The organism is Streptomyces sp. NPDC107654, from assembly GCF_055639035.1.
Genome location: NZ_JBVKBI010000030.1, coordinates 1 through 20,274, shown reverse-complemented (window position 1 = coordinate 20,274; position 20,274 = coordinate 1). Strand labels below are relative to the sequence as shown.

The 20,274-nt window shown below is 72.1% G+C and carries 28 protein-coding genes and 1 pseudogene; all 29 read left to right on the top strand.

Features of this window, described 5'->3' with window-relative positions; all coding sequences use genetic code 11:
- Window positions 1-107 precede the first annotated feature (107 nt).
- The gene (locus tag ACZ7N4_RS34405; RefSeq protein ID WP_471366747.1) at window positions 108-395 is read left to right on the top strand and encodes a hypothetical protein; all 288 of its coding nucleotides are present in this window, start codon (window positions 108-110) and stop codon (window positions 393-395) included.
- Window positions 392-655 (top strand): hypothetical protein, encoded by a 264-nt coding sequence (locus ACZ7N4_RS34400; protein WP_189766178.1) that lies wholly within the window; start codon window positions 392-394, stop codon window positions 653-655. The genes ACZ7N4_RS34405 and ACZ7N4_RS34400 overlap by 4 nt, the downstream gene beginning before the upstream one ends.
- The gene (locus ACZ7N4_RS34395; protein WP_471366745.1) at window positions 652-837 is read left to right on the top strand and encodes a hypothetical protein; all 186 of its coding nucleotides are present in this window, start codon (window positions 652-654) and stop codon (window positions 835-837) included. The genes ACZ7N4_RS34400 and ACZ7N4_RS34395 overlap by 4 nt, the downstream gene beginning before the upstream one ends.
- Window positions 837-2,282 carry a DUF2637 domain-containing protein gene (locus ACZ7N4_RS34390; RefSeq protein ID WP_471366742.1) on the top strand — a complete coding sequence of 482 codons (1,446 nt, stop codon included), beginning with the start codon at window positions 837-839 and terminating at the stop codon, window positions 2,280-2,282. The genes ACZ7N4_RS34395 and ACZ7N4_RS34390 overlap by 1 nt, the downstream gene beginning before the upstream one ends.
- A 168-nt stretch (window positions 2,283-2,450) precedes the next feature.
- The gene (locus ACZ7N4_RS34385) at window positions 2,451-4,838 is read left to right on the top strand and encodes a hypothetical protein (RefSeq protein ID WP_471366739.1); all 2,388 of its coding nucleotides are present in this window, start codon (window positions 2,451-2,453) and stop codon (window positions 4,836-4,838) included.
- Window positions 4,839-5,043: 205 nt separating this feature from the next.
- On the top strand, window positions 5,044-5,865 hold the full coding sequence (locus ACZ7N4_RS34380) for a hypothetical protein (RefSeq protein ID WP_471366736.1): 822 nt from the start codon (window positions 5,044-5,046) through the stop codon (window positions 5,863-5,865).
- 120 nt (window positions 5,866-5,985) lie between these two features.
- The gene (locus ACZ7N4_RS34375) at window positions 5,986-6,375 is read left to right on the top strand and encodes a hypothetical protein (RefSeq protein WP_471366733.1); all 390 of its coding nucleotides are present in this window, start codon (window positions 5,986-5,988) and stop codon (window positions 6,373-6,375) included.
- Window positions 6,376-6,498: 123 nt separating this feature from the next.
- Window positions 6,499-7,050 carry a hypothetical protein gene (locus ACZ7N4_RS34370; RefSeq protein ID WP_471366730.1) on the top strand — a complete coding sequence of 184 codons (552 nt, stop codon included), beginning with the start codon at window positions 6,499-6,501 and terminating at the stop codon, window positions 7,048-7,050.
- Window positions 7,051-7,170: 120 nt separating this feature from the next.
- A complete protein-coding gene (locus ACZ7N4_RS34365; RefSeq protein WP_471366728.1) occupies window positions 7,171-7,443 on the top strand; it encodes a hypothetical protein in 273 nt (90 codons plus the stop codon).
- Window positions 7,444-7,463: 20 nt separating this feature from the next.
- Entirely contained in the window at window positions 7,464-8,111 is a 648-nt protein-coding gene (locus tag ACZ7N4_RS34360) for a hypothetical protein (protein ID WP_471366726.1), read from the top strand.
- Between the two features lie 29 nt (window positions 8,112-8,140).
- Window positions 8,141-8,443, top strand: coding sequence for a hypothetical protein (locus ACZ7N4_RS34355; protein ID WP_471366723.1), 303 nt, complete (start codon window positions 8,141-8,143; stop codon window positions 8,441-8,443).
- 117 nt (window positions 8,444-8,560) lie between these two features.
- On the top strand, window positions 8,561-9,175 hold the full coding sequence (locus ACZ7N4_RS34350) for a DUF6919 domain-containing protein (RefSeq protein ID WP_471366719.1): 615 nt from the start codon (window positions 8,561-8,563) through the stop codon (window positions 9,173-9,175).
- Window positions 9,176-9,180: 5 nt separating this feature from the next.
- A complete protein-coding gene (locus ACZ7N4_RS34345) occupies window positions 9,181-9,702 on the top strand; it encodes a hypothetical protein (protein ID WP_471366716.1) in 522 nt (173 codons plus the stop codon).
- A 95-nt stretch (window positions 9,703-9,797) separates the two neighbouring features.
- The gene (locus ACZ7N4_RS34340; protein ID WP_471366713.1) at window positions 9,798-10,019 is read left to right on the top strand and encodes a hypothetical protein; all 222 of its coding nucleotides are present in this window, start codon (window positions 9,798-9,800) and stop codon (window positions 10,017-10,019) included.
- 91 nt (window positions 10,020-10,110) lie between these two features.
- Complete coding sequence (locus ACZ7N4_RS34335) at window positions 10,111-10,413, top strand: WhiB family transcriptional regulator (protein WP_471366710.1); 303 nt, start codon at window positions 10,111-10,113, stop codon at window positions 10,411-10,413.
- Window positions 10,410-11,036, top strand: coding sequence for a GGDEF domain-containing protein (locus ACZ7N4_RS34330; RefSeq protein WP_471366706.1), 627 nt, complete (start codon window positions 10,410-10,412; stop codon window positions 11,034-11,036). The genes ACZ7N4_RS34335 and ACZ7N4_RS34330 overlap by 4 nt, the downstream gene beginning before the upstream one ends.
- Entirely contained in the window at window positions 11,033-11,704 is a 672-nt protein-coding gene (locus ACZ7N4_RS34325; protein ID WP_471366703.1) for an Lsr2 family DNA-binding protein, read from the top strand. Before ACZ7N4_RS34330 ends, ACZ7N4_RS34325 begins: the two co-directional genes overlap by 4 nt.
- 109 nt (window positions 11,705-11,813) lie before the next feature.
- Window positions 11,814-12,692, top strand: a complete 879-nt coding sequence (locus ACZ7N4_RS34320; RefSeq protein ID WP_471366700.1) for an AAA family ATPase — start codon at window positions 11,814-11,816, stop codon at window positions 12,690-12,692.
- Window positions 12,689-13,114 carry a hypothetical protein gene (locus ACZ7N4_RS34315; RefSeq protein ID WP_471366697.1) on the top strand — a complete coding sequence of 142 codons (426 nt, stop codon included), beginning with the start codon at window positions 12,689-12,691 and terminating at the stop codon, window positions 13,112-13,114. The genes ACZ7N4_RS34320 and ACZ7N4_RS34315 overlap by 4 nt, the downstream gene beginning before the upstream one ends.
- 22 nt (window positions 13,115-13,136) lie before the next feature.
- Entirely contained in the window at window positions 13,137-13,325 is a 189-nt protein-coding gene (locus tag ACZ7N4_RS34310) for a hypothetical protein (protein ID WP_471366694.1), read from the top strand.
- A 126-nt stretch (window positions 13,326-13,451) separates the two neighbouring features.
- Window positions 13,452-14,210, top strand: a complete 759-nt coding sequence (locus tag ACZ7N4_RS34305; protein WP_471366690.1) for a hypothetical protein — start codon at window positions 13,452-13,454, stop codon at window positions 14,208-14,210.
- A gap of 22 nt (window positions 14,211-14,232) precedes the next feature.
- Window positions 14,233-14,808, top strand: coding sequence for a hypothetical protein (locus ACZ7N4_RS34300; protein ID WP_471366687.1), 576 nt, complete (start codon window positions 14,233-14,235; stop codon window positions 14,806-14,808).
- A gap of 69 nt (window positions 14,809-14,877) precedes the next feature.
- Window positions 14,878-15,150 carry a hypothetical protein gene (locus ACZ7N4_RS34295; RefSeq protein WP_471366684.1) on the top strand — a complete coding sequence of 91 codons (273 nt, stop codon included), beginning with the start codon at window positions 14,878-14,880 and terminating at the stop codon, window positions 15,148-15,150.
- Window positions 15,151-15,219: 69 nt separating this feature from the next.
- Window positions 15,220-15,393, top strand: a pseudogene (locus ACZ7N4_RS34290) (DUF6247 family protein); the annotation flags it as partial.
- A 166-nt stretch (window positions 15,394-15,559) separates the two neighbouring features.
- Entirely contained in the window at window positions 15,560-15,772 is a 213-nt protein-coding gene (locus ACZ7N4_RS34285; protein WP_471366909.1) for a hypothetical protein, read from the top strand.
- Window positions 15,773-16,001: 229 nt separating this feature from the next.
- Window positions 16,002-16,640, top strand: coding sequence for a sigma-70 family RNA polymerase sigma factor (locus ACZ7N4_RS34280; RefSeq protein WP_471366681.1), 639 nt, complete (start codon window positions 16,002-16,004; stop codon window positions 16,638-16,640).
- A gap of 197 nt (window positions 16,641-16,837) precedes the next feature.
- Window positions 16,838-17,029 carry a hypothetical protein gene (locus tag ACZ7N4_RS34275; protein WP_471366678.1) on the top strand — a complete coding sequence of 64 codons (192 nt, stop codon included), beginning with the start codon at window positions 16,838-16,840 and terminating at the stop codon, window positions 17,027-17,029.
- A 624-nt stretch (window positions 17,030-17,653) separates the two neighbouring features.
- Complete coding sequence (locus tag ACZ7N4_RS34270; protein WP_471366674.1) at window positions 17,654-19,264, top strand: DUF2637 domain-containing protein; 1,611 nt, start codon at window positions 17,654-17,656, stop codon at window positions 19,262-19,264.
- Window positions 19,265-19,873: 609 nt separating this feature from the next.
- The coding region (locus tag ACZ7N4_RS34265) for a hypothetical protein (protein ID WP_471366671.1) at window positions 19,874-20,274 on the top strand (401 nt) is incomplete at its 3' end.

Below are 20,274 nucleotides of genomic sequence, written 5' to 3'. Positions count from 1 at the left end.
GCCTCGTTCCTGGGGCACCGCCATGTCAAAAACGGGCCCCCCGGCCGCCTGGAAGCCAAGCCGGAGAGCCCGTCGCAAGGGCCGAACGAGTAGAGAGGCACGACCCTATGAGGACCATCGTCGCAGGCCGCATCGTCGGCAGCGAGAGCGAGTACATCGAGGCCGCGATGGGTTTCGGTATCGACTTCGCCGCCCTCCGCGCCGCGTCCCCCGAGCTGCGGTCCGACTTCCTGGAGTTCCTGGTGGACACCAGCGACCCGGACAGCGAGATCGACCGCGAGAACATCAAGCACCTGCGCCGTGTGCTGGGCGTCCGCCCGCCGGCGAACGTGGTGCCGCTCCCGCGTCGCGGCACCACCGCCCTGAGCGCCGCGAAGGGTGGTCGGGCCGCATGAACTTCACGACCTCCAACCCCCGCCTGACCCTCCTGTTCTCCCTGCTGCCCGTGATGCTGGGCCGGGTGCGGCTGTTCGCCGCGCTGGCCGGCGGCGCCTGGCTGTTCGGGATCGAGCTGGACGTCATGGCCCGCATCGGCCTGGTGCTGATCGCGCTCGTGGTCATCGCCCTGGACGCCGTCCTCACCCCGCAGAGCGCCCTCACCTCCCCCGCCTTCCGCACGGTGGCGGGCGGCTACCGCGACAAGGAGGCGGCGTGAAGACCACGACCACCACGGCGGACGACCGCACGGCCGAGGCCGCCCCGCAGACCGCTGACCTGACGGACTGGACCGGCGCCGACTTCGACTCGTGGCAGGTCCTCACCTCCCTGAACGTCTCCGACCCGATCACCCGCGTCACCCGGGCCCGCCAGGGCCAGGGCCAGGAAAGGACCCGCTGATGGAGACGACGACCTACGAGGGCCGCCGTCAGATGGACAAGGTCGCGGCGCGCGCGGCGGCCACCGAGGCCGAGGCCACGGGACGCCGGACCAACGCCCTGGCGGACATCGAGATCTCCGAGGCCCGCGACAAGGCCGCCGAGCGCAAGGACCTGCGCAAGCAGGCGGCGAAGACGAAGAAGCTGGAGGAGAAGGCCAAGCGGCGCGAGAAGCGGGCCGCGGCCCGCAAGGCCCGCAACGAGCGCATGGCGGCCGCGATCGGCCAGCCAATGCCGTGGGTGATGACCGTGGTGATCACCTCCATCGCGTTCGCGTTCCCCGGCCAGTTCTCGGCAGTGGTCGACCTCGGTGTGGTCTGGGTCCTGGCGCTGCTGGTGCCGGTCTTCATCGAGGGCGCGACCTGGGCGATGGCGTGGCTGCGCAAGTGGGCGGTCGAGAACGACAAGCCCGCGAAGCTGTACTCGGTGATGACGTGGACGTTCGCGACCATCGCGGCCGCGCTCAACGCCTGGCACCACGCGGACAAGCCCGAACTCGCGGTCGTCTTCGCGGCCAGCTCCCTGTTCGGCGTCGGGGTGTTCGAGATCTACCTCCACTCCCAGATGCACCGCGTCGGCGGCCGCAGCGCGGAGGAGATCCGGATCGCGCTGCTGCGGCGGATCAAGCACCCGCGCGTCGTGCGGCGGGCCGCGTGGCTGCGCACGGCGACGATGCCGCCCCTGTCGGAGGCGGAGGCGTGGGACCGGGCCTGGCGCCAGGTGCACGGCGCCGAGCCGGGCGTGACCAAGGGCATCCTCAAGCGCTTCGGCAAGCGCGCGGGCAAGGTCGCCGGTCTCGTCGAGAAGCACGACGAGCTGAGGCCCACGGCGTCGCTCGCGATGTTCGACGCGCCCGCCGAGCCGGTGCGCGAGGTGGCCGCCGGCGAGGGCTGGATGATCGACCCCGCGGCCATCGGGAAGATCCTCGCGGACCCCGCGAACGCGCTCCGCGCGGACCGCGCGAAGGCATCCGCCGCGAAGATCGAAAAGGGCGCCGAGGTCTCCGCTGGAGAGGCCTCACAGGGCCCGCGCGCGCCCCGCACGCGCACAACGAACGAGCAGGTCAAGCCCAACAACCCCCCCTCCGCGCGAGGCCGTCAGAAGGGCGCTGACGAGGGCGCCGCGAAGCAGGGTCGCGCGGTCCGCACGCTCGCCGCGGAGACCGCCCGCGCGGCCACCCCGGAGCAGGCCGAGGCCGAGAAGAAGGCGGCCCGCGACTGGGTCCTCGCGCGGCTCCGCGCGGAGCAGGAGACGAGCTGGAAGGACGTCCAGCGGTACTTCGAGAAGGAGGTGCCGGAGCAGCGGCTGCGGGTGCTGCGCGGGGAGACCTGGTGCCGTGCGCGGATCAAGGAAGCCGAGCGTGAGCACAAGGGCGACCCGGTCCTTCACCTGGCCGCGACAAGCTGACCTGCGCGCCTCAATCCAGAGTCTGTAAGTCCGTAACTCCGGGACTCACGGACTGACAGAGTCCCGGAGTTCCAGACCAACGAATGCGCGAGACGGGGCCGGTCCCTCACCGACCAAGACGATGGCCGTCCCCGTCTCGCACCACCCCCAGAAGGAGGCGAGACCAGCATGACCGAGACCGACGAGCGGACCGTGAAGACCGGCCGCGACGAGGCTGTGGCGAAGGTGATCCGACTGCCCTTCGTCGAGGACTTCGCCGAGGGCGAGCCCGAGGTCTCCGGCACCACGGTTCCCGAGCCCGCCCCGCCGGCGGCCCGCGTCGACATGACCAAGCCCGCCGCCCCCGCGGCCGCTCCGGTCGAGGGCAAGGTGATCCCGGCCCGCGAGTGGGAGCTGGGGGAGGACGCGGAGGGTGACGCGCCGTGGATTCACCCGTCGCTCCGCACCCCGGAGGGCCGCACCGCCCGGCGCGCGTACGTCCAGCGCCAGGCCCGGCGCCGGGTCCGCCGGTGGGCGTCGCGGCAGTGGACGCCGCGCGGCATCGTCCCCACCACGATCCGCGGCGGGGCGCGCGTGCACCGCTGGGTGCGCGGGGTTGAGGGCCAGAACGCCGACGCGGCCAAGCGCCGTGCCGAGATGCTCGCCCGGGAGGCGGAGCGGGCGGCCCGCCGGGCCCAGTTCGCGCTGCTCTCGCGGGACGCGAAGAAGAAGGCGGCCGACGTCGCGCAGCAGGAGTCGTCGATGGCCCTGGTCCAGGCGACCGCGGCGGTCTCCACGGCCCGCAGCAAGTTCCTCCAGCGGGCGGCGGCCGCGTACCTGCCGATGGCGGGGATCGACGTCGCGGGGTTCGTGTTCATGGACGGCCTGATCGGGTTGAGCGCCGGGCTGCTCGCCAACCTCGCGGTGCTGGCCCGGGTCGGCCGCCGTCCGGACATGTCGCCGGAGGAGCTGGAGGAGCTGGAGCGCACCGAGGCCGGTCTGCCGGACCGCTTCGAGATGGGCATGACGCCGCGGGCCTTCGAGGCGATGCTGCACGAGGCGCTGACGAAGGAGATCGGCGTTGCCGTCCACTCCTTGCAGATCCGCCCGCGCAACTGGGGCTTCGAGATCGTGGTCGTGCTCAAGAATCAGACGCCGGAGAAGCTGTCCGCGAACCTGGATCTGTTGGAGGCGTGCCTGCCGGGCGTGCGGACGAATTCCGCGCTGTTGCAGCAGTCGGCCCAGGCCCGCAATGAATGCGTGCTGCGTATTCCGGGTGACGACCCGTGGAAGGCCGTTCCGGAATTGCCGTACCGGGCGCCGAAGTCGGTCACCACCCACGAATTGCACAAGGCGCAGTTCGGTGCCGACATGTCCGGCCGTCCCCTGGCCCTTCCGGGCAAGCGGACCAGCGCCGCGTACATCGGCAAGTCCCGCTCGGGGAAGTCGACGATGCTGCGGGCCCGCCTGGACGCGCTCACCGCGACCAGTGACCGGATCATCGTCGGCATCGACCTGGGTTCGTACGGATCGGGATTCGGCCCCTACCGCAAGTGCATGTCGGCGGTCGCCCGGACGCCGAAGGAGGCCCGCGTTGTTCTCGAATGGGCCCTCGCGGTGGGAATGGGTCGGCCGAAGCTGTTTGACCGGCTCGGAATGGGTCTGAATTGGGAAGCCAGCCCGGAGCGCCCCGGAATTACCGTCGTTATCGACGAATTCCCGGCCCTGGTGATGGCGGCCAAGAGCGAGACCTTCCCCGAGCCCGAGGAGGGCGAGGAGAAGCCGCTCCGGCTTGATGAGCTGGTCAAGCAGATCAACCTCACCTCGCTGAAGTCCGACGTGGGCGTGGAGATCGCCTCGCAGGGCGTCACCCGCGACCGGGTGGGCGCGAACATGTGGCTGGCCGAACTCCCGGTCCAGGTGATGTGCGCGTGCGACAAGGACGACATCGTGCAGATCGCCGGCGGCGGCGCGATGGCCCAGGGATGGCGGCCGGACCGGCTGCTGCCCGCGATGGGCGACGCCGTCAACGACGCCTCCGTGGCGTACGTGATGGCGGGCGGCGACTACTGCGAGCCGATCCCGTACCGGGCCTGCATCACCAGCGACGACGAGGCCGACCGCCGGGCCACCGAGCGGGCCGCGGCCGGGATGTGCGAGCTGGACGCCGCGTCGAAGGCCTTCGCCCCCGGCGTCGTCCTGCCCAACCCGGGCGGCGGCGACCCGTGGGACGGCGACGAGGACGAGGACCAGGAGGAGAAGCTGCCGGTCCTCCTCCAGGTGATCCGCTCGATCTACCGGTCCCTCGGTGACCCGAGCGGCCTGACCGAGGACGAGCTGTTCGACGCTCTGCACGGGGTCCAGCCCGAGACGTGGGACCTGGAGAAGTTCGCCACCGGCGACGGACCGCAGATGACCAAGGGCGCCGTCCTGGCCCTGGTGCTCGACAAGGTGCTGGCCCCGCGGGGCCAGAAGTGGGCCAAGGAGTCCTACCGGCCCAAGGGCGCCAAGAGCACGGTCAAGGGCTACCGCCTGCGCGACCTCAAGGGGCTCGTCGGCGAGGCCGACGGGAGCTGATCCGCTTCCGGAACACCCGGAAACATGCAGGTCAGCGAGGGGGAACCGGCCCGGAACAGGGCCGGAACCCCCGCTTCGGGCCGGAACATGTTCCCCCTCCCCGGCCCCTGTTCCGGGCCTGTTCCAAGGCCCTGACCTGCACGTTTCCCCTAGTTCCGCCTCTGTTACGTCCGGAAGATCACAAATGTTCCCCCGAGGAGATCCGATGCCGCTCAGCCCGTGGCGGGCCCTCAGCCCCGACAACGGTGATCACTACCTGGCTTTCGAGCGCCCCTTCCGCTACGTCGTCGAGGACCCCGAGCACACGTGGCGCCGGGTGTGGATTCCGACCGTGATCGCCTGCCCCGTGTGCGAAGCCGACACCGGGCTCCGGCTGGCCTACAAGAGCGGCGTGGACGCCGTGGTGGAGGCCGCCTGCCCGGTCGGGCACACCTGGGTCGAGACCCGCGTGGACGTCTCCCAGTGGATGGCGTACTGCCGCTTCCGCGCCGGGAGCCAGGAGTACGACTGGCTGTGGCTGATCGAGGCCGGATTCGGCGAGGAGCCGCCCCCGCCGATCGACTACGCCAAGGAGCTGCGCACCGCCGCGGTCGAGATCGCCAAGTACGGGAAGCGCAAGGCGAAGGCCAAGGCCCGCCGGAAGATCCGCAAGGTCAAGAAGCAGGTCGGCAAGCGGGTCCGCAACGAGGCGATGCGCCCGGTGGCCGCCGTCCTGCGCACGGCCTGGGCGATGCAGGCCGGAGGCGTCGAGCCGGTCAAGGCCTCCCGCCGGCGCCCGGCGCCGAAGCCCCCGAAGACGCCGCCGGTCTCCGCCTACCGCAAGGCGTACGGCATCCAGGCCCCCGAGAAGGGACCGAAGTGCCTGGTCTGCGACGACAGCGGCCAGATCACCGCCCCCGGGATCTCGGTCCCCTGCACGGAGTGCGCCGGACCGGCCGCCGCCGCCCTGGAGGCCGCCGAGCGCCGCGCGGAGCGCGCCCGCCAGGGCAAGGACGAGCGCCGCCCCACCAGCACCACCAGCAAGTAGCCCCGGCGCCCCCGCTGGTTCCGGACTCCGTGACTCCCGCACTTCGGGACTCACAGAGTCCGGGGCCCGGCGGGAGCGCCCGGTCACCCGGCCGGACCCGACCCGACGAAGGAGCCACCCGTGAACGTCCCCTCCAAGCTCACCGCCCTGGCCGCCCGTCTCATGGGCAAGACGTGGGCGCACGAGAGCACCGAGCAGCTCGCGGCCGCGCTCGACCGGCAGATCGAGGAGCTGACCGAGGAGCGCATGCCCGAGCACCTGGCCGGCGCCGCCCGCCTCAGCAGCGCGGCCGCCTACCAGCCCGGCCTGATCGACCTGCGCGGCGACGCCTACGACATCGCCGTCTACCTGGACGCGCTGACCACCACCGCCGTGGCGCTCGGCGACTCCGACCTCGCCGACGCCCTGGTCGAGGCGGGCGAGTTCGCACACGAACTCGTCGCCCGCCTCGCGGCCGCCGCCCACGCCACGATCCCCGCCCCCGCCGTCCCGGTCGCCAACGCGGCCTGACCAGCGGAAACAAAAAGACGCCTACAAATAGTGGGCACACAGTAGATAGGCCTACAAAAAGTAGGCATTCTGAGAGTGCGGCACCGACCAGGAGCCGCACCCGACGGGAAGGAATCCCCGCTCATGACCGCGATCCAGCACCTCAACTCCAGCGACCTCCGCGGCCGCGCCCTCCGGGCCCTGCGCCTCACCGTCCGCGTCCTGCGCCTGGTGGGCGACCACGCCGGGAGCGTCGGCGTCGGCGTCGTCGCCGCCGGTGTCCTCGCCTGGATGGTCAACGACGTCGTCGAGTTCACCAGCGTCCTCAACATCACCTCCAACAGGGCGATCCTGCTGATCCTGGCCGCGTGGGGGACCGCCCGGCTGATCGAGGCGGCCGCGTACGACGTCGCCGACTGGATCGACCCGGACAGCCGTGACGGCGACGACCTGTGGGACGTCACCACGGCGCTGCGGGCCAACGCCGAGGACATCACCAACGGCGCGGACTACGACGACATCCGGCTCGCGCTCCAGACCAGCGAGGTCCTGCCCGCCCTGCACGGGCTGACCGTGCAGCTGCGCAGCGCGTACGCCCAGGACGGCGAGATGGAGGAGGCGTCCGCGCTCAGCGACACCGCCGCCCTGGTCCGCGCCGCCGCCGAGTCGCTGGGACACCGCGACCTCAGCGAGTGACTTCGCCCCGGGGCGGCCGCCATCCCGGCCAAGGTCAGTCGGCCGCCCCGGGCTCCGAACCCGCTCCAGACCGGAGCAGGAGGAGAACCCATCCTCCCCCATCCCGAAGGAGCCCCCGACATGCCCAAGCCCGAGACCGACAAGGCCCGGCGCGTGCAGCAGGTCCAGCAGCGCCTGGCGGCCGCGAAGGCCACCCGCGACCAGCGCAAGGCCGACGCCGAGTTCGACTTCTGGGCCGACGTCGCCGCCGCGATCGACAGCGGCGAGGTCAAGCAGACCGAGGCCTGCGACGCCATCGGCTTCAAGCGCGAGTACGTGCGCCGCCAGCTGATCGAGCACCGCGCCCAGGCCGCGGCCCGGGCCACGACCGACACCCCCGACTCCACCGACTGACCCGCCCGCGAGGAGCCCCGATGTCCAAGCAGCCCCCGGCCCCCGGCCAGATGCCCGCGCCGAAGAGTCCCGCCGAGTTCCTGAGCGAGCACCGCGCCTACGCGGGCACCACCGTGGCCGCCGGCACGCTGCTGACCCTGGCCCGGATCTGGAACGCCCAGGGCGCCGAGCACAGCGTCGGCGCCGCCGGGCTGATGCTGGCCTTCGGGGCCGCCTCCGGCTACTTCGCCGTCAAGAACGACGAGGAGACCGCCAGCGCGGTGTTCTCGTCGATGGCGCTGACCTTCGGCGCCCTGTCGGTCGCCGTCTACTCCGACCCGATCGCCCCGGCGCTGATCATCTGGATCGTCGCCGTCATCGTATCCAGCGTCCTGATCGCCCGCTCCCGCCGCGACGACCGCCGGGTGGCCACCGCGCACGCCAACGAGATGGCCGCGCTCAAGGTGGACCGTTCCGCGGACATCACCATCGCGGAGATCAACGCCAACTCCCGGATCGAGGTGGCCCGCCAGCAGTCCGCGGCGGCCGCCGCGATGGAGGAGGCCATCGCCCACCGCGCCGCGCTCGCCGACGGCCCGCTCGACCCGATCGGCATGCTCCGCGCCTCCGGCCAGCTCCCGCCCCTGCACGTCGTCAAGAACACCGACGACGAGCGCCGCACCGCCTGACCTGCCGATTCGTAAAGGAGATCCCATCCATGTTCGGAAAGAAGCACCAGCAGCGCGTGCGGCACCAGCGCCTCTTGGGTCTGGCGTCCATCCTGGTCAGCCCCTTCGAGCAGCCCGCCGCCCCCACCGACCTCGTGGCCCTGGCCTTCGGCCGGTACGGGATGGAGGTCACCGAGGAGGAGGCGGCTCGCTACCTGGACGCCGCCCTGGTCAGCCGGGGCGAGCGCTTGCCCCGCCCGGCCGCCGCCGGCGAGCTTCCCGAGCCGGATGCCGAGGCGGAGGCGGCCCCGGCCGCCGAGGACACCGACGCCGAGGCCGCGCTCACCAGCTGACCGGTAGCCCTTGGGTCGCGTCCCGGCACGCGGCCCTTGGAGATCCGGCCAGCACCACCGCGCACCCACTCGTCCGTTCAACGTCTGGAGAACCCCGTGAAGATCCGACTGCCTTGGATGAGCCGTCTCGACCGGAACCGCTGGAAGTCGGCGCAGGACCTCGGTCAGCTCGGAGGGCTCATGGCCCTCTGGCTGGAGGGACACGTCGCCAGCTGGCCCGGCTACCAGCCCAACTGGGGGCCCGACGAGGAGACCCGCGAGCTGATCCCGACGCTCGCGGCCGCCAACCGCGCCGGGTACGTCACCATCGCCTCCCAGCCCGGCGTCGACCCCGTGGAGGGGTTCGACGGCCAGATCTGGCAGCAGAGGGCCGCCGTCGAGGGCTTCGTCCGCAACTACGACCTGCTGCGTGCCCTGGTCGACGCTGCCGAGAAGGCGGGCCTGGAGTACGAGGTCGCCGACAGGCTGGACACCGGCGAGCGGGGCATCGTCGTCACCCTGCGCGGCGGGAAGCCCTACACCGGTTTCGGCGGCTACATCGACGACGCCAACCTTCGGCACACCATCTGGCGGGGGATCGGCCGCGGCGCCCTGGACGACGTCTTCCGCGCCGTACGGGTCACCCTCGTCGCCCCCGAGTACGGGGCCGCCGCCGGGGCCCGGGTGTGGGAGGTCGTGGAGTCGGTCACCGCCCAGATGGCCGCCGCCGGCGCGCGCGCCGAGGAGGGCTGAACGCCGTGGTCACCGCTGCGTTGTGGGTCGCCTTGGGCGCGGTCCTGCTGAGCCTGTTGCAGGCGGCCGTGCGCACGCTCCGGGTGCCCCCGGCGTGCAGCTGGTGCACCCGGGCCTCCGGTCACGAGGTCACCGGCCACACCGCCGAGCAGTGCCGGGGACCCCGGCTTGCCGAACAGCAGCGCGCCGACCTCGCCGCCGCCCACCAGCGGGACCTGGACCGGCGCGACCGGCAGCTCGCCGAGCACGCTGACCGGCGTACGGCGGAGCGCCAGCGCACCGCCGCGAAGCTCAGGATCGAGCGGATCGGCAGCGTCACCACCCGCAGCCGCGAGATCCACGTCACCGGGTGGGCCTTCAGCACCTACCCGTACGGCGTCCAGGCCCCGGCCGGCGCCGGACAGGCCTACGCCTACCAGGGCCGCCCCGAGCAGACCAGCGGCTGGACCGTCGAGGAGCTGCACGCCATGACCCACGGCGGTGCGTGCGACTGCGACGTCGCCCGCCTCGCCAAGACCCTGCGCTGACGGCTGCCCGCGCCGCCCGGCCCGGGGGAGCGGGGCGGCAAGGGGAGCCGGGACAGCCCCGGTATCCGGAACAGAGCAAGAAGGAGGTGAACCTCATGGCGCATTGGGCGGTTGAGATCCCGACCCGCACCCCGGGCGAGCAGTCCCGGACCGGCGTCCAGTGGTTCACGTACCCGGCGTCGCGCTTCCCCGGCCGCGGCGACGTGGTCGAGAAGGTCCGCGAGGACGTCGCCACCGAGGACGCGGTCCGGCACCGCTGCGGTGCCGTCGCCGACGTCGACGCCATAAAGGTCATCTGGCACGACGACCTGCTGTAGATCCGCCCCGGGGCGGGCGGCACCCACGACCAAGCAGGTCGCCCGCCCCGGGCCACCCGAACCCCCAGAAGAGGAAAGGGCAGTGCCCATCATGACCCAGAAGACAGACGGAAAGCCGCCTCCGGTCATCGCGATTCCGCTGGCCGACCCGTCGGTGCCCTACCCGGAGATGACCGGTGACGAGCCGTGCCGCCAGGACCCGGATTTCTGGTTCCCCGAGCAGGGCGTCAACGCCGGTCCCCCCAAGGCCTTCTGCCACACGTGCCCCGTCCTGGCCGACTGCCGGGCTTGGGCCCTGGCCAACCCGCACCTGGCCGGTGAGGGCATCTGGGGCGGCATGAGCCGCACCGAGCGCAACGCCGTGCGCCGCAACGCGATGAGGCGGGCGGCATGACGAACGCGGTGGACATCACCCAGGCCCTCGCCGTCCTCGCCCTGGCAGCCGGTTGGGCGCTGCACGCCAGCCGCCTCCACCGGCGTCTGGACCGCTCCCGCCACGACCCGCTGACCGGGCTGTGGACCCGTGACGGCTGGACGCGCCGGGCCGAGCGGATCATCCGCCGCCGCCCCCGCGCCGCGGTCCTCCTTGCAGACCTGGACGGCTTCAAGCCCGTCAATGACGTGCACGGTCACGCGGTCGGCGACGCCGTCCTCGCGGCCGCGGGGGAGCGGCTGACGGCCTGGTGCGGCGCCCACGGAGTCGCCGGGCGGCTCGGGGGAGACGAGTTCGTGGCCGTCGTCGAGGACGACGCCCGCCTGGACGACCGGCTCGCCGACCTCGCGGAGCTGCTGCGCCAGCCCGTCGAGCACCAGGGCGTGCGGCTGAGCGTCGGCGCCTCCATCGGCGCCGCCCGGCTCGCCGCTCTGTCCGAGCCGACCCTGTCGGCCGCGCTCAAGGCCGCCGACCAGGCCATGTACCGGGTCAAGGGCCGCACTCGTCGCGGCCGCCGCCTGCTGCTGGCCCCGGCGTTCGCCGTCCTGCGCGGCCTCCCGCAGCGCCTGCGCCTCGCGGCATGACGATCGCCGCCCTCCGGCGCCTCCTGGACGAGGTGCGGCCGGACGTCGTCCGGCCGCCCGCCCCCCAGCTTCCGCCCCGTCGAATCCACCCCCGCAGCAAGGAGAACACCCAGGTGAACGCCTACGACGCCGTGGTCCGGTCCATGCACCGGGACGGCTACAGCACCGACAAGATCTCCGCCGAGCTGAACGTCTCCGAGGAAGAGGTCACCGCCATCATCACCGCCGCCGAGCAGGAGTCCGGACAGCCCGCCCCGGCCCCGGCGCCCGCGCCGATCACCGAGGCCATGCCCGAGGTCGCCGCCCTGCTGAAGTGGGCCGCCGCCCACGACGACGCCAAGGTCCGCACCGACGGCGAGCAGGCCGCCGCCGTCCTCGCCGCGCTCAGCGAGCGCCGCACCGTCGACGCCGAGCTGGAGAAGATCTCCAGCGAGGAGAACCAGCTGGAGGAACGCCTCGCCGCCCTGCGCGCCCGCAAGAACACGCTCCAGCCCGAGCCCGCCGGCGCCAAGCGCAAGCGGCCGGAGCGGGACTACGAGCCCAGCGTCGTCCGGGCGTGGGCCCGCGAGCACGGCTACGACGTGCCGGACCGGGCGCGCATCCCGAAGAAGGTCCTGGACGCCTGGCGCCAGCGCGAGGACGCGCCGCGGCTGGCCGCCGTCAGCTGACCGCCCCGCACCCACCGCACGACCCCCGGGGCGCGGCCGCCATCCCGGCCAGGAGCACACCGGCCGCCCCCGGGGCCCTCCGAACCCAAGACCCAGGAGAGACCCCGACATGAACCCGATCCCCGAACCGTCCGTCATCGTGATGATCGGCGCGAGCGGCTCCGGCAAGTCCACCCTCGCCCGCACCTGGCCCGCCGACTACCGGCTGGGACTCGACTCCTACAGGTGGACCGTCTCCGGCGACGCGGGCGACCAGGAGGCCACCGCCGACGCGGTGTTCCTGCTGACCTCCGTCCTGGAACGGCGCCTCGCCCGCGGCCTGACGTGCGTCGTCGACGCCACCCACACCGGGATCGAGGTCAGGAAGAGGGCTATCGAGACCGCCCACGCCCACGGGATGCCCGCGGCCGCCGTGGTGATGACCGCGCCGCTCCCGCAGTGCCTGGACCGCAACTCCCGCCGCCCGGCCAACCGGCGCGTCCCCGACGAGGAAGTACGCCGCCAGCACCAGCAGATCAGCCTCGCCCGCCCCGGCCTGCACGCCGAGGGGTTCGACCACGTGGTCACCGACACCCGGCTGATGCGGATGCGGCTGCTGCTCCAGCGCGCCGTCGACCGCGTCCACGCCGAGCACCAGGTCGACGGCGATCACACCGAACGCGCCCGCCGGGTCCTGGCCCGCCGGTTCTTCGGCGAGGACCTGGCGGAGACCTTCCACTGGACGCACCTGCGCCCCGGCCACGACCCGATCGGCGCCCTCGCGGTCGGCGGCGACGAGATCGTCGTTGCCTACCGCACCTGGTTCCCCGACCCGATGGACTGGGGGTTCGAGGCTCAGGTGCCTTGCCTGGGCGGCTGCTCCGGCCCGGCCTGGGTGCCGGTGCGCAGCCCGATGGACCTGCTCGCCGTCTACGACGACGACTTCCCCGAGGACGTCGTGCGGTGCGACCGCTGCGCCGCCGGCGCCACCACCCGGGAGGCGGTGTGAGCACCGCCGTGAACCCCGACACCGGTGACGGGTTCGACGCCCCCACCCCGTCCGAGGCCTACGCCCACGCCCCGGCCCTGCGCCGCGAGATGCATGACGTCATGGAGCTGGGCGCCGTCCGCGACGGCCGCCGCGACGGCGTGGTCACCGGCCCGCCCGCGCCCCACGCCGCGGCGGCCGACCGCGTCTTCCTGCTGCGCCGGGCCGCCCTCATGGACCGCATGGCCGTCGACGACGCCGGGCCCGGGGCCCGGGGCGCCGCCGCCCGGGCCGCGTTCGAGCTGGCCCAGTTCGACCGCCAGCACCCCCAGATGACCGCCGGGCCGCACGGGCCCTACTCGATCGAGTTCGACCCCAGCCAGCGCCCGTACGTCCGCCAGGAGTACGCCGCCTGGACCGCCGCCGGCCAGCCCGGCGCCTGACCCGCCACGAAAGGACCACGACATGTTCCAGGCCGGAGACACAGTGCGGATCGTCGCCTGCGAGGACGACCCCCGGGCCGTCGGCAAGACCGGGCGGATCGTCGACGAGGTGGCCCCCGGGCCGCTCACCGGCGGCCGGTGGACCGTCAACCGGATCGGCCTGCTGATCGGCCCGGTCCTCTGCCACGGCCACGAGCTGAAGAAGGTCTAGCGCCGAGGGGCGAGCCCAAGTAGCCCCGCCCGGGCGGGAAGTGCCCGATCCCGCCCCCACTGCCGCACCACACGACAGCATGAGCCCGGGGCCGTCGGCCCCGGGCTCCGCCACGAAGGGACGTACATGAGCGACGACAGGGTGGACGAACTCCGCGGGATTCTCCGCGCCAACCGGCCGGAGAAGCCCGACGACCTCAGCACGGACATCCGCGCAGCGGTGGACCGGCAGGCATCCGTACTCCGCGCGAACCGGGAGCCGGCCAGCGCTCTTGCGGCCGAGCTGACAGGAAGTGAGACAGCCATGCAGACCGCCGGCACTGCCGAGGGGCCCGCCTACACCAGCGAGGCGTACGCGGCCGTAGAGAAGGCCGCCACGTCCCTCCGCTGCCTGTACGCGCCGAGCGTGCTCCAACAGGCCGCCGCCCTGCTGACCGACCTGTGGGCGGCCGGCGGGCGGCACGGTGTCGAACGCAAGGAGTGGGACTGGGCGGTGAACCTGCCCTCCGGCGCGCTTGAGGTCATCGCCAGCCGCTATACCCACGCCCCCGACCCCGAGCGCACCGGCGACCAGGTCGTCGCCCTGCGCCGCGACCTGGTCGAGGCCCTGACCTCCGCCGAGACCGGCCTGAGCGTGCAGGACGGTCCACGGCTGAACATGGTGGTCGTCGAGCGCCTTCCCCAGACGCCCCGCGGCGGCTACCACGGCGACGCCAACCTGGTCGTCGGCATCTACCCCAACGGCGGCTGGGACCTCAGCATGAACGCCGACGGCGCCACGGTCGTCTCCATCGCCGCCCCCGCCACCAGGGCCGGGGCCGCCGAGGTCGCCGCCCTCGTGCGGGCCGTCGCCCGCGGCGAACTCGGCAACCCCTTCCGCAGCTGACCCTCACCGCCCAAGGAGCACCATGTCCGACTGGACCCCGACCACCCTCGCCCGCGTCGACCGCGACTACGACCGCCGCAACTCCGGCCAAGGCGGCAGCCGCTTCGGTTCGTACGTCCGTGCCCGCGAGAGCCAGCTCGACGAGGACGAGCGCACCGACCGCGCCGACTTCACCGCGTGGGCGTGGCACATCGCCACCCCGCCGGTGATGTCGCCCGGCTACGTCGAGATCCGCCCCGACCTGTCGATCACGTTCGACCGCGACGAGAACGGCGACCCGGTCGTGAAGGTCGTCGTGCCGCTGCCCCACCGGGCGCTCGCCCCCGAGCACCGCCCCGGCTACGAGGTGGGCGACTGGGAGGAGGCCCCGTACGGCCGCGGCGAGACGTACCGCCAGCTGTGGGCGCCCGCGCACATCAAGCGGACGGCCGTCCTGGCGTCCGCCACGATGCTCGTGCCCGCCAAGGACTGGGACCTGTTCGTCCCCTCCGGCGGCGCCGCGCAGCTGGTGGACGACGCACAACTCGCCGTGGAGACCGCCGCCCGGCTCATCAACGAGTACGTCGGGCCGCAGGTCGCCGACCTGCTTGGGGACTAGGCCGACCCGACCGAGGCGGGCGCCGGGGCCGCGGGCATCGGCCCCGGCGCCCGCCAGGGAGGAAAGCACATGCGCGAGACCACCACCACCCGCCGCCCGGCGACCGTCGCCGTGGCGGCGCCCGGCGTTCTGCACGCCGCCCTCGCCGCCTGCCACCCCGAACCGCTGCCCGCCTGGCTCACCAGGGCCCAGCCCCGTTGCGGCACCGGCCGCAGCGGCACGCTGCACCTGGACGAGGCGGTCGCCCAGGAACTGGAGGACCGCGCGGCAACGGCCCTGTGGGAGTGCCAGCAGGCCGACGGCGAGGGCGAGCCGTTCACCACCCTGTTCGCCGAGGCCTAGCGCCGCCGTTCTCGACTCCCTCTCCGCCGCCCGCCACACTCGAATGCAGACACCGGAAGGACCTGCGTGATGACCGCTCAGCCCGTTCACCAGCCCGCACCGCCGCCGGCCCCAGCGGCTGCCGCGCAGCTGCGCGAGCGCATCAGCCGGCACCAGCGCGCCGCGCAGTGGCTGCCCGCCTTCGAGCGGGACTGGGGGCACGCCCTGGAGACAGCCCGGCAGACCTTTGACCTGACCCCGCTGCACGAGACGATCCGGGAGTGGAGGGGCCGCCTGGATACCGCCCCGGCGGCGCCGCGTGGCTCGCGGGCGGCATGGACACCTCCGACGGCGTCCGCCTGGAGGACGTCATCGGGCCCCGCGGGTGACCCCGGCCTGGCCCGCACGGCTGTCCCCGAATGCCTCCGCCGTGCTCGCCCAGCTCCAGCCGGAGGTGCAGGAGATGGTGCGCGACGTGCTCGACATCGCCTCCCGTCAGCCGTGGGGATGGCCGCAGTGGGACCCCACGGACCCCGAGGGGCCGGGCCTGCGCCGGGCCGACGTCGGCCCGCTGACCGTCGTCTATTACATCAACGAGCCCCGTACATACCTGTACGTGCTTGACATCGTTTGGGCTGGATGACGGCCCTGCTCGTCTGCCCCGGCACAGGCCCCCGTTCGCACAGAGCGGGGGCCTGTTGCATCTCTCCGCGCCCACCACACCCGGCCTCAGGCTCACAGCTGGTCGGTGATCTGGGCTCCGCGTGATTTCGGCAATCGGCTCTCACACTTCCCTCGGTCGGCGGCTGCTTCTCTGTGGCGGTCCGCGCTCACGCCTGTGAGCAGACCGCAACTGTTCCTCGTTCGATTCGATGACGATGCACGAGAGGCCGGGAATGAGCGGAAGCGACGAGAAGAGGAGGCAGGTCCCGCATCAGCGTGGCCTGGCCCACGGGGCCGTTCACCCCGAGGAGCTGAGCCCCGAGGCGCAGCGCCAGTGGGAGGCATTCCTCAAGATGACGCCCTCCGTGCGGAAGCAGGCGTTCAGCATCACCGGAGCGCAGAAGGCCCACCTGGACGACATCCAGTCCAAGGTGTCACTCGCGTTCTACCAGCGGCTGAAGTCAGGGCCGCTTGACGGCAGCATTTCTCCGTATTTGTGGAAGATCACGCGGCATGAGTCCGTCGCGCACATGCAGGAACTGGCTCGCCGTGCGGAGGACTTCGTCGGCGACGACACCTCTCGTCTGGAGGACCCCAAGGCCCACATCAGCAGCAATATGACCAGCACGGTCGAGCTTGCGCAAGCAATGAAGGTTCTTCGTACCGAGCTGAGCGACTTCCAGCTGAAGGTCTTCGTCCTGGTCGAGGCGTATGGGTTGAAGGCCCCATGGATCGCCAAGGCGCTCGGAACCACCAATGCCTCCGTGCGCGACGCCCTGCGTCACGCACGGCGCAAGCTCCGCTCCGAAAGCGTCGGTCTTCAGCTCGGCGTGCTGATCGAGGAGTAGCCGCCTCCACGCTTCGCGGGCCTCACCGCAACGACGACGGTGCGGCCCGCGAGTCCAGGTGGCGGCTGCTCCCGGCTTCCGGATTCAGCCGGTGACCAGCCGTGATTCAACGTGAAGGAGGTGCCTCTAAAACGACCGAGCCGATATTGCCCAGCATTACCCGGAACTATTCTGATCGTCACAAAGGATGATGCAACATGTTGAGTTTCCTTGACCGTCTCAGGTACGCGGTCATCACGACCGTCCTGGCGACGGTCGCCTGGGGGCGGCGGCTGATCGAGACCTTCCTGCTGGCCTTGCCCGGCCGCCCGGCCGCCCGGCCGGTCAGTCCCACAGGGGGTTCAGTGCGCGGGCTGAGCCGCCGAGAAATCTCCGTGGCTGGCGACTAAGGGTGCACTACCGGTCGCCAGACGGGACGTTCGGAAACATCGGCGGCAGCGTCTCCCGCCATGTCGGCGTGGCCGGAGACGCTGCCCGCTGCCCTTGGTGACGTCCGTAGTTGCCTCGGAGAGACGGGCCGGAACTCCTCTCACAGAGGAGTTCCGGCCCGCCTGCTTTCCAGTACCGATGCACCAGATGCGCGGAGCCCGCCGCCCCAGGGTGTCGAACCCAGGCGCGGGCCGGCACTCCCGAAGGACCACCCGTGAACGCCATGCACAGCGACGACGACCGAGGCGAGGACTCTCCATACCTGCTGGTCCTCAGCACATCCTTCGACGACTTGATGGTGCAGGCTGAGCGTGAACTCGGCCTGCACCGACGCAGGGTGCGCAGCGTGCGTCGCCGAGCCCGCCGGCAGCTCCGCCGCGATCTCCCCCTCTGGACGCGAACGGCCCGCCTCGTCAGTAGGGCTGTCCGTGCGGGCCTCGCCCTCACAGGCGCCATCTACGGAACCGCAGCCCCGGTCCTGATGCTCAAGGGAGATCCCGACGCGGCCAGGAACGCACTCGCTGTGGCAGCTGCCGCGTGCGGAGCGGCCACCGCGGTGCGAACTCGCCACTGAGGACACCCAGGTGAGGTTTCGTCCGGTTTCAACGCCCTCGCCGTATTTCGGCGAGGGCGTTCTCTGCGCCTCGACGCCGCAGATGCATCAATCGCATTGCCCTCGGCGTACCGTGCTGATCGCCATTGCCCACGAGAACGAGGAGAGTCCCGCCGTGACCACGCACGCGGTGACCGGCGCTGAGCGACGACCGCCGATACCCGCCAGCCGCACCACCGTCGACGGTGACGCCCTGGTGCCCATCCGTGGAGGGCTGCTCGCCTCCGCCGTCCTCGTCGCTCTCCTCGCCGTGGCACTCGCGGTCATCGGCTTCACCGGCTCCTACCGCTCCGTGCGCGACCTCGCGCTCGACTGGGGATGGGGCTGGTTCGCCTACGTCTTCCCATTCGGTATCGACGTCGGCATCATCGGCCTGATCGCCGCCGACTTGTTCCTGTGCGCGATCCGCACCCCCGCCCCGATCCTGCGCTGGTTCGCGTGGGTGCTGACCGTGGCCACGGTCGTCTTCAACGCTTCCAGCGGCTGGCCGGCGGACGGCTCCGCCGGGTGGATGGACTACGTCGAGGCCTCCGCGCACGCCACGATGCCCGGATTGGTCGTGGTCATCACCGAGGCCTTGCGCCGGGCCATCGCCCGCCGGGCCCGCATCGCCGACGGCCGCGAGTTCGAGCCGCTCGGCATCGCCCGCTGGGTCCTCGCCCCCATCGCGACCTTCGGCGTGTGGCGGCGGATGCGATTGTGGGATGTCTACACCCGTGCTGCCGCGCTGGACCTGGAGCGGGACCGGCTCACCCTGCGCGACGAGATGCGTGAACGGTACGGCAAGGACTGGAAGAAGAAGGCGCGCCCGGCCGAGATGCGGGCCATGCGCGACGCGAGCCGGGGCCTGCCGATCCCCGCGCACCTGATCGCGAACGCCGCCCCGGCTGCCGCGAACGCCGCCTCCACGAACACCGCGAACGCCGACGCGCCCGCCCGTGAGCACCCTGCACTCACCGAGGACGGCGCGAACGCCGCGAACACTGCTGTTCACGGTGGCGGAGCGAAGCCCGCGAACGACATGCTGACCAGCCAGGCCACCACGAACGGTGCCCCCATCGACATGGAGGCACCGCGAACACCGTGGGGGCCAGCGAGTGAACGCCTGCCGTTCGCGGCCGCCGAACAGGCACCCCAGACGAGCGCTGACCTGCGCGATTCGCGCCGTGAACGGTCCGCGGTACCTGCGACCGCATCCTCGCGAACAGTCGTCAGGAGCACCGTGTCCATCCCGCACAGCCCGGCCGAGGCCGCCGCTGACGACGGCCGCGAACTGGTGAGCGCGAACGCCGCAGCGGTCACCGTGAACGCCTCCGCGTACGCGGTCGAGCCGACAGCGAACAGCGTGAACGGCTACCGCGAACGCGCCGACGTCATCACAGCGGGGACGGGGCACGAACGGCTTCGCGGGCGGTACACCGAGGACCGTGCCGGGCGCCGGCGCCTCGCGGAGGACTTCCTGAGGGCGAGGGAGACCGAACAACCGCCACCTTCCCAGGCGAGGTTCGCTGCTGCGGTCGGCGTCGCACCCGCCACGCTGTCCAAGGCGCTGAAGGAGTGGCGCGAGGACCGGCAAGGCTGACCAGCGCTCTTGTGTCGAAACAACAAGCGCTCATCCTGTCCCGCCGGGCCTTTGTGACCCCCATGGTGCGGTCAGGCGGTCCCGCCGGCGCCACGGAACTGTCGTGGCTTGTGGCCCGACGGCACCGTTGAAGTGGGGGCGGCATCTCGCCGGGGTTTACGTGACCAGCCGCCGCCCGACTGCGGCTCTCGCGGTTGTGCGCGTAACAAGGGCCGGCGGGAAGGGAGGGGTGCCCGGCCGGGTCCTGAGTACCGTCCGCCGGGCCGGACTTGAACCGAGCGCCGTACTGCCGCCGTCGCGGACGCGCCAGCGTGAGCAGACCGCGCCGTCCGGCCGTGGCCGAGGGGGAGCGGCTGCTGCCGCGATGTGGCCGAGGCCGTCGAGCTGGTCAGCCCTGCCCGCATCGTCGTGGCCGAGCGTCCGGCTGCGGACCGGGAGGGGCGTGGGAAATCCATGGAAAAAGCCCCTGACCTGCAAATTCCCGGAGCGAGAGAGTTGACTCGCACCTCAAAACTTGATTGAATTAGCAGTGTCGAAAGGGGCGGGAATCCCCGGGAGACACCGGGCCTCCGGGCCCACACCGAAGAACCTCAACGAAACGGAGAGATCATGACCGACCGTGCACCCGACAACTCCCCGGTCTTCATTGACGGCGACGCACCGGCCAACCCGGCGAACGTCGCCGAGCAGGCCCGACCGGCGTGGGAGCTGTACCAGAAGGCCGTTGACGCCACCGCCATCGCGGACCTGATCACGGACCTGCTGCACCTCGCCGACGTGGAGCGGCCGGGTGGCGGCGAGCGGGCCATTCAGCTGGCCGTGTCCGAGTACCTGGACGACCGGGCGCGGTACCTGCAGTACCTGGCCGAGGCCGCCGCGCCGAAGGTCCCGATGTACCTGGGCCAGTACCGGCCCGCGGGCCAGGACTGGATCACCATCGTGGAAGGCGACGAGACGGCCGAGCCGATCGACGTCGCGGGCTGCCTGCGGACCCAGATGCAGCGGGCCGA

Bases quoted from the DNA above. Each gene is read 5' to 3' on its own strand.
- ACZ7N4_RS34405 (WP_471366747.1), top strand. From the start codon at position 108: ATGAGGACCATCGTCGCAGGCCGCATCGTCGGCAGCGAGAGCGAGTAC.
- ACZ7N4_RS34400 (WP_189766178.1), top strand. From the start codon at position 392: ATGAACTTCACGACCTCCAACCCCCGCCTGACCCTCCTGTTCTCCCTG.
- ACZ7N4_RS34390 (WP_471366742.1), top strand. From the start codon at position 837: ATGGAGACGACGACCTACGAGGGCCGCCGTCAGATGGACAAGGTCGCG.
- ACZ7N4_RS34385 (WP_471366739.1), top strand. From the start codon at position 2,451: ATGACCGAGACCGACGAGCGGACCGTGAAGACCGGCCGCGACGAGGCT.
- ACZ7N4_RS34380 (WP_471366736.1), top strand. From the start codon at position 5,044: ATGCCGCTCAGCCCGTGGCGGGCCCTCAGCCCCGACAACGGTGATCAC.
- ACZ7N4_RS34370 (WP_471366730.1), top strand. From the start codon at position 6,499: ATGACCGCGATCCAGCACCTCAACTCCAGCGACCTCCGCGGCCGCGCC.
- ACZ7N4_RS34365 (WP_471366728.1), top strand. From the start codon at position 7,171: ATGCCCAAGCCCGAGACCGACAAGGCCCGGCGCGTGCAGCAGGTCCAG.
- ACZ7N4_RS34360 (WP_471366726.1), top strand. From the start codon at position 7,464: ATGTCCAAGCAGCCCCCGGCCCCCGGCCAGATGCCCGCGCCGAAGAGT.
- ACZ7N4_RS34355 (WP_471366723.1), top strand. From the start codon at position 8,141: ATGTTCGGAAAGAAGCACCAGCAGCGCGTGCGGCACCAGCGCCTCTTG.
- ACZ7N4_RS34350 (WP_471366719.1), top strand. From the start codon at position 8,561: ATGAGCCGTCTCGACCGGAACCGCTGGAAGTCGGCGCAGGACCTCGGT.
- ACZ7N4_RS34340 (WP_471366713.1), top strand. From the start codon at position 9,798: ATGGCGCATTGGGCGGTTGAGATCCCGACCCGCACCCCGGGCGAGCAG.
- ACZ7N4_RS34335 (WP_471366710.1), top strand. From the start codon at position 10,111: ATGACCCAGAAGACAGACGGAAAGCCGCCTCCGGTCATCGCGATTCCG.
- ACZ7N4_RS34330 (WP_471366706.1), top strand. From the start codon at position 10,410: ATGACGAACGCGGTGGACATCACCCAGGCCCTCGCCGTCCTCGCCCTG.
- ACZ7N4_RS34325 (WP_471366703.1), top strand. From the start codon at position 11,033: ATGACGATCGCCGCCCTCCGGCGCCTCCTGGACGAGGTGCGGCCGGAC.
- ACZ7N4_RS34320 (WP_471366700.1), top strand. From the start codon at position 11,814: ATGAACCCGATCCCCGAACCGTCCGTCATCGTGATGATCGGCGCGAGC.
- ACZ7N4_RS34310 (WP_471366694.1), top strand. From the start codon at position 13,137: ATGTTCCAGGCCGGAGACACAGTGCGGATCGTCGCCTGCGAGGACGAC.
- ACZ7N4_RS34305 (WP_471366690.1), top strand. From the start codon at position 13,452: ATGAGCGACGACAGGGTGGACGAACTCCGCGGGATTCTCCGCGCCAAC.
- ACZ7N4_RS34300 (WP_471366687.1), top strand. From the start codon at position 14,233: ATGTCCGACTGGACCCCGACCACCCTCGCCCGCGTCGACCGCGACTAC.
- ACZ7N4_RS34295 (WP_471366684.1), top strand. From the start codon at position 14,878: ATGCGCGAGACCACCACCACCCGCCGCCCGGCGACCGTCGCCGTGGCG.
- ACZ7N4_RS34280 (WP_471366681.1), top strand. From the start codon at position 16,002: ATGACGATGCACGAGAGGCCGGGAATGAGCGGAAGCGACGAGAAGAGG.
- ACZ7N4_RS34275 (WP_471366678.1), top strand. From the start codon at position 16,838: ATGTTGAGTTTCCTTGACCGTCTCAGGTACGCGGTCATCACGACCGTC.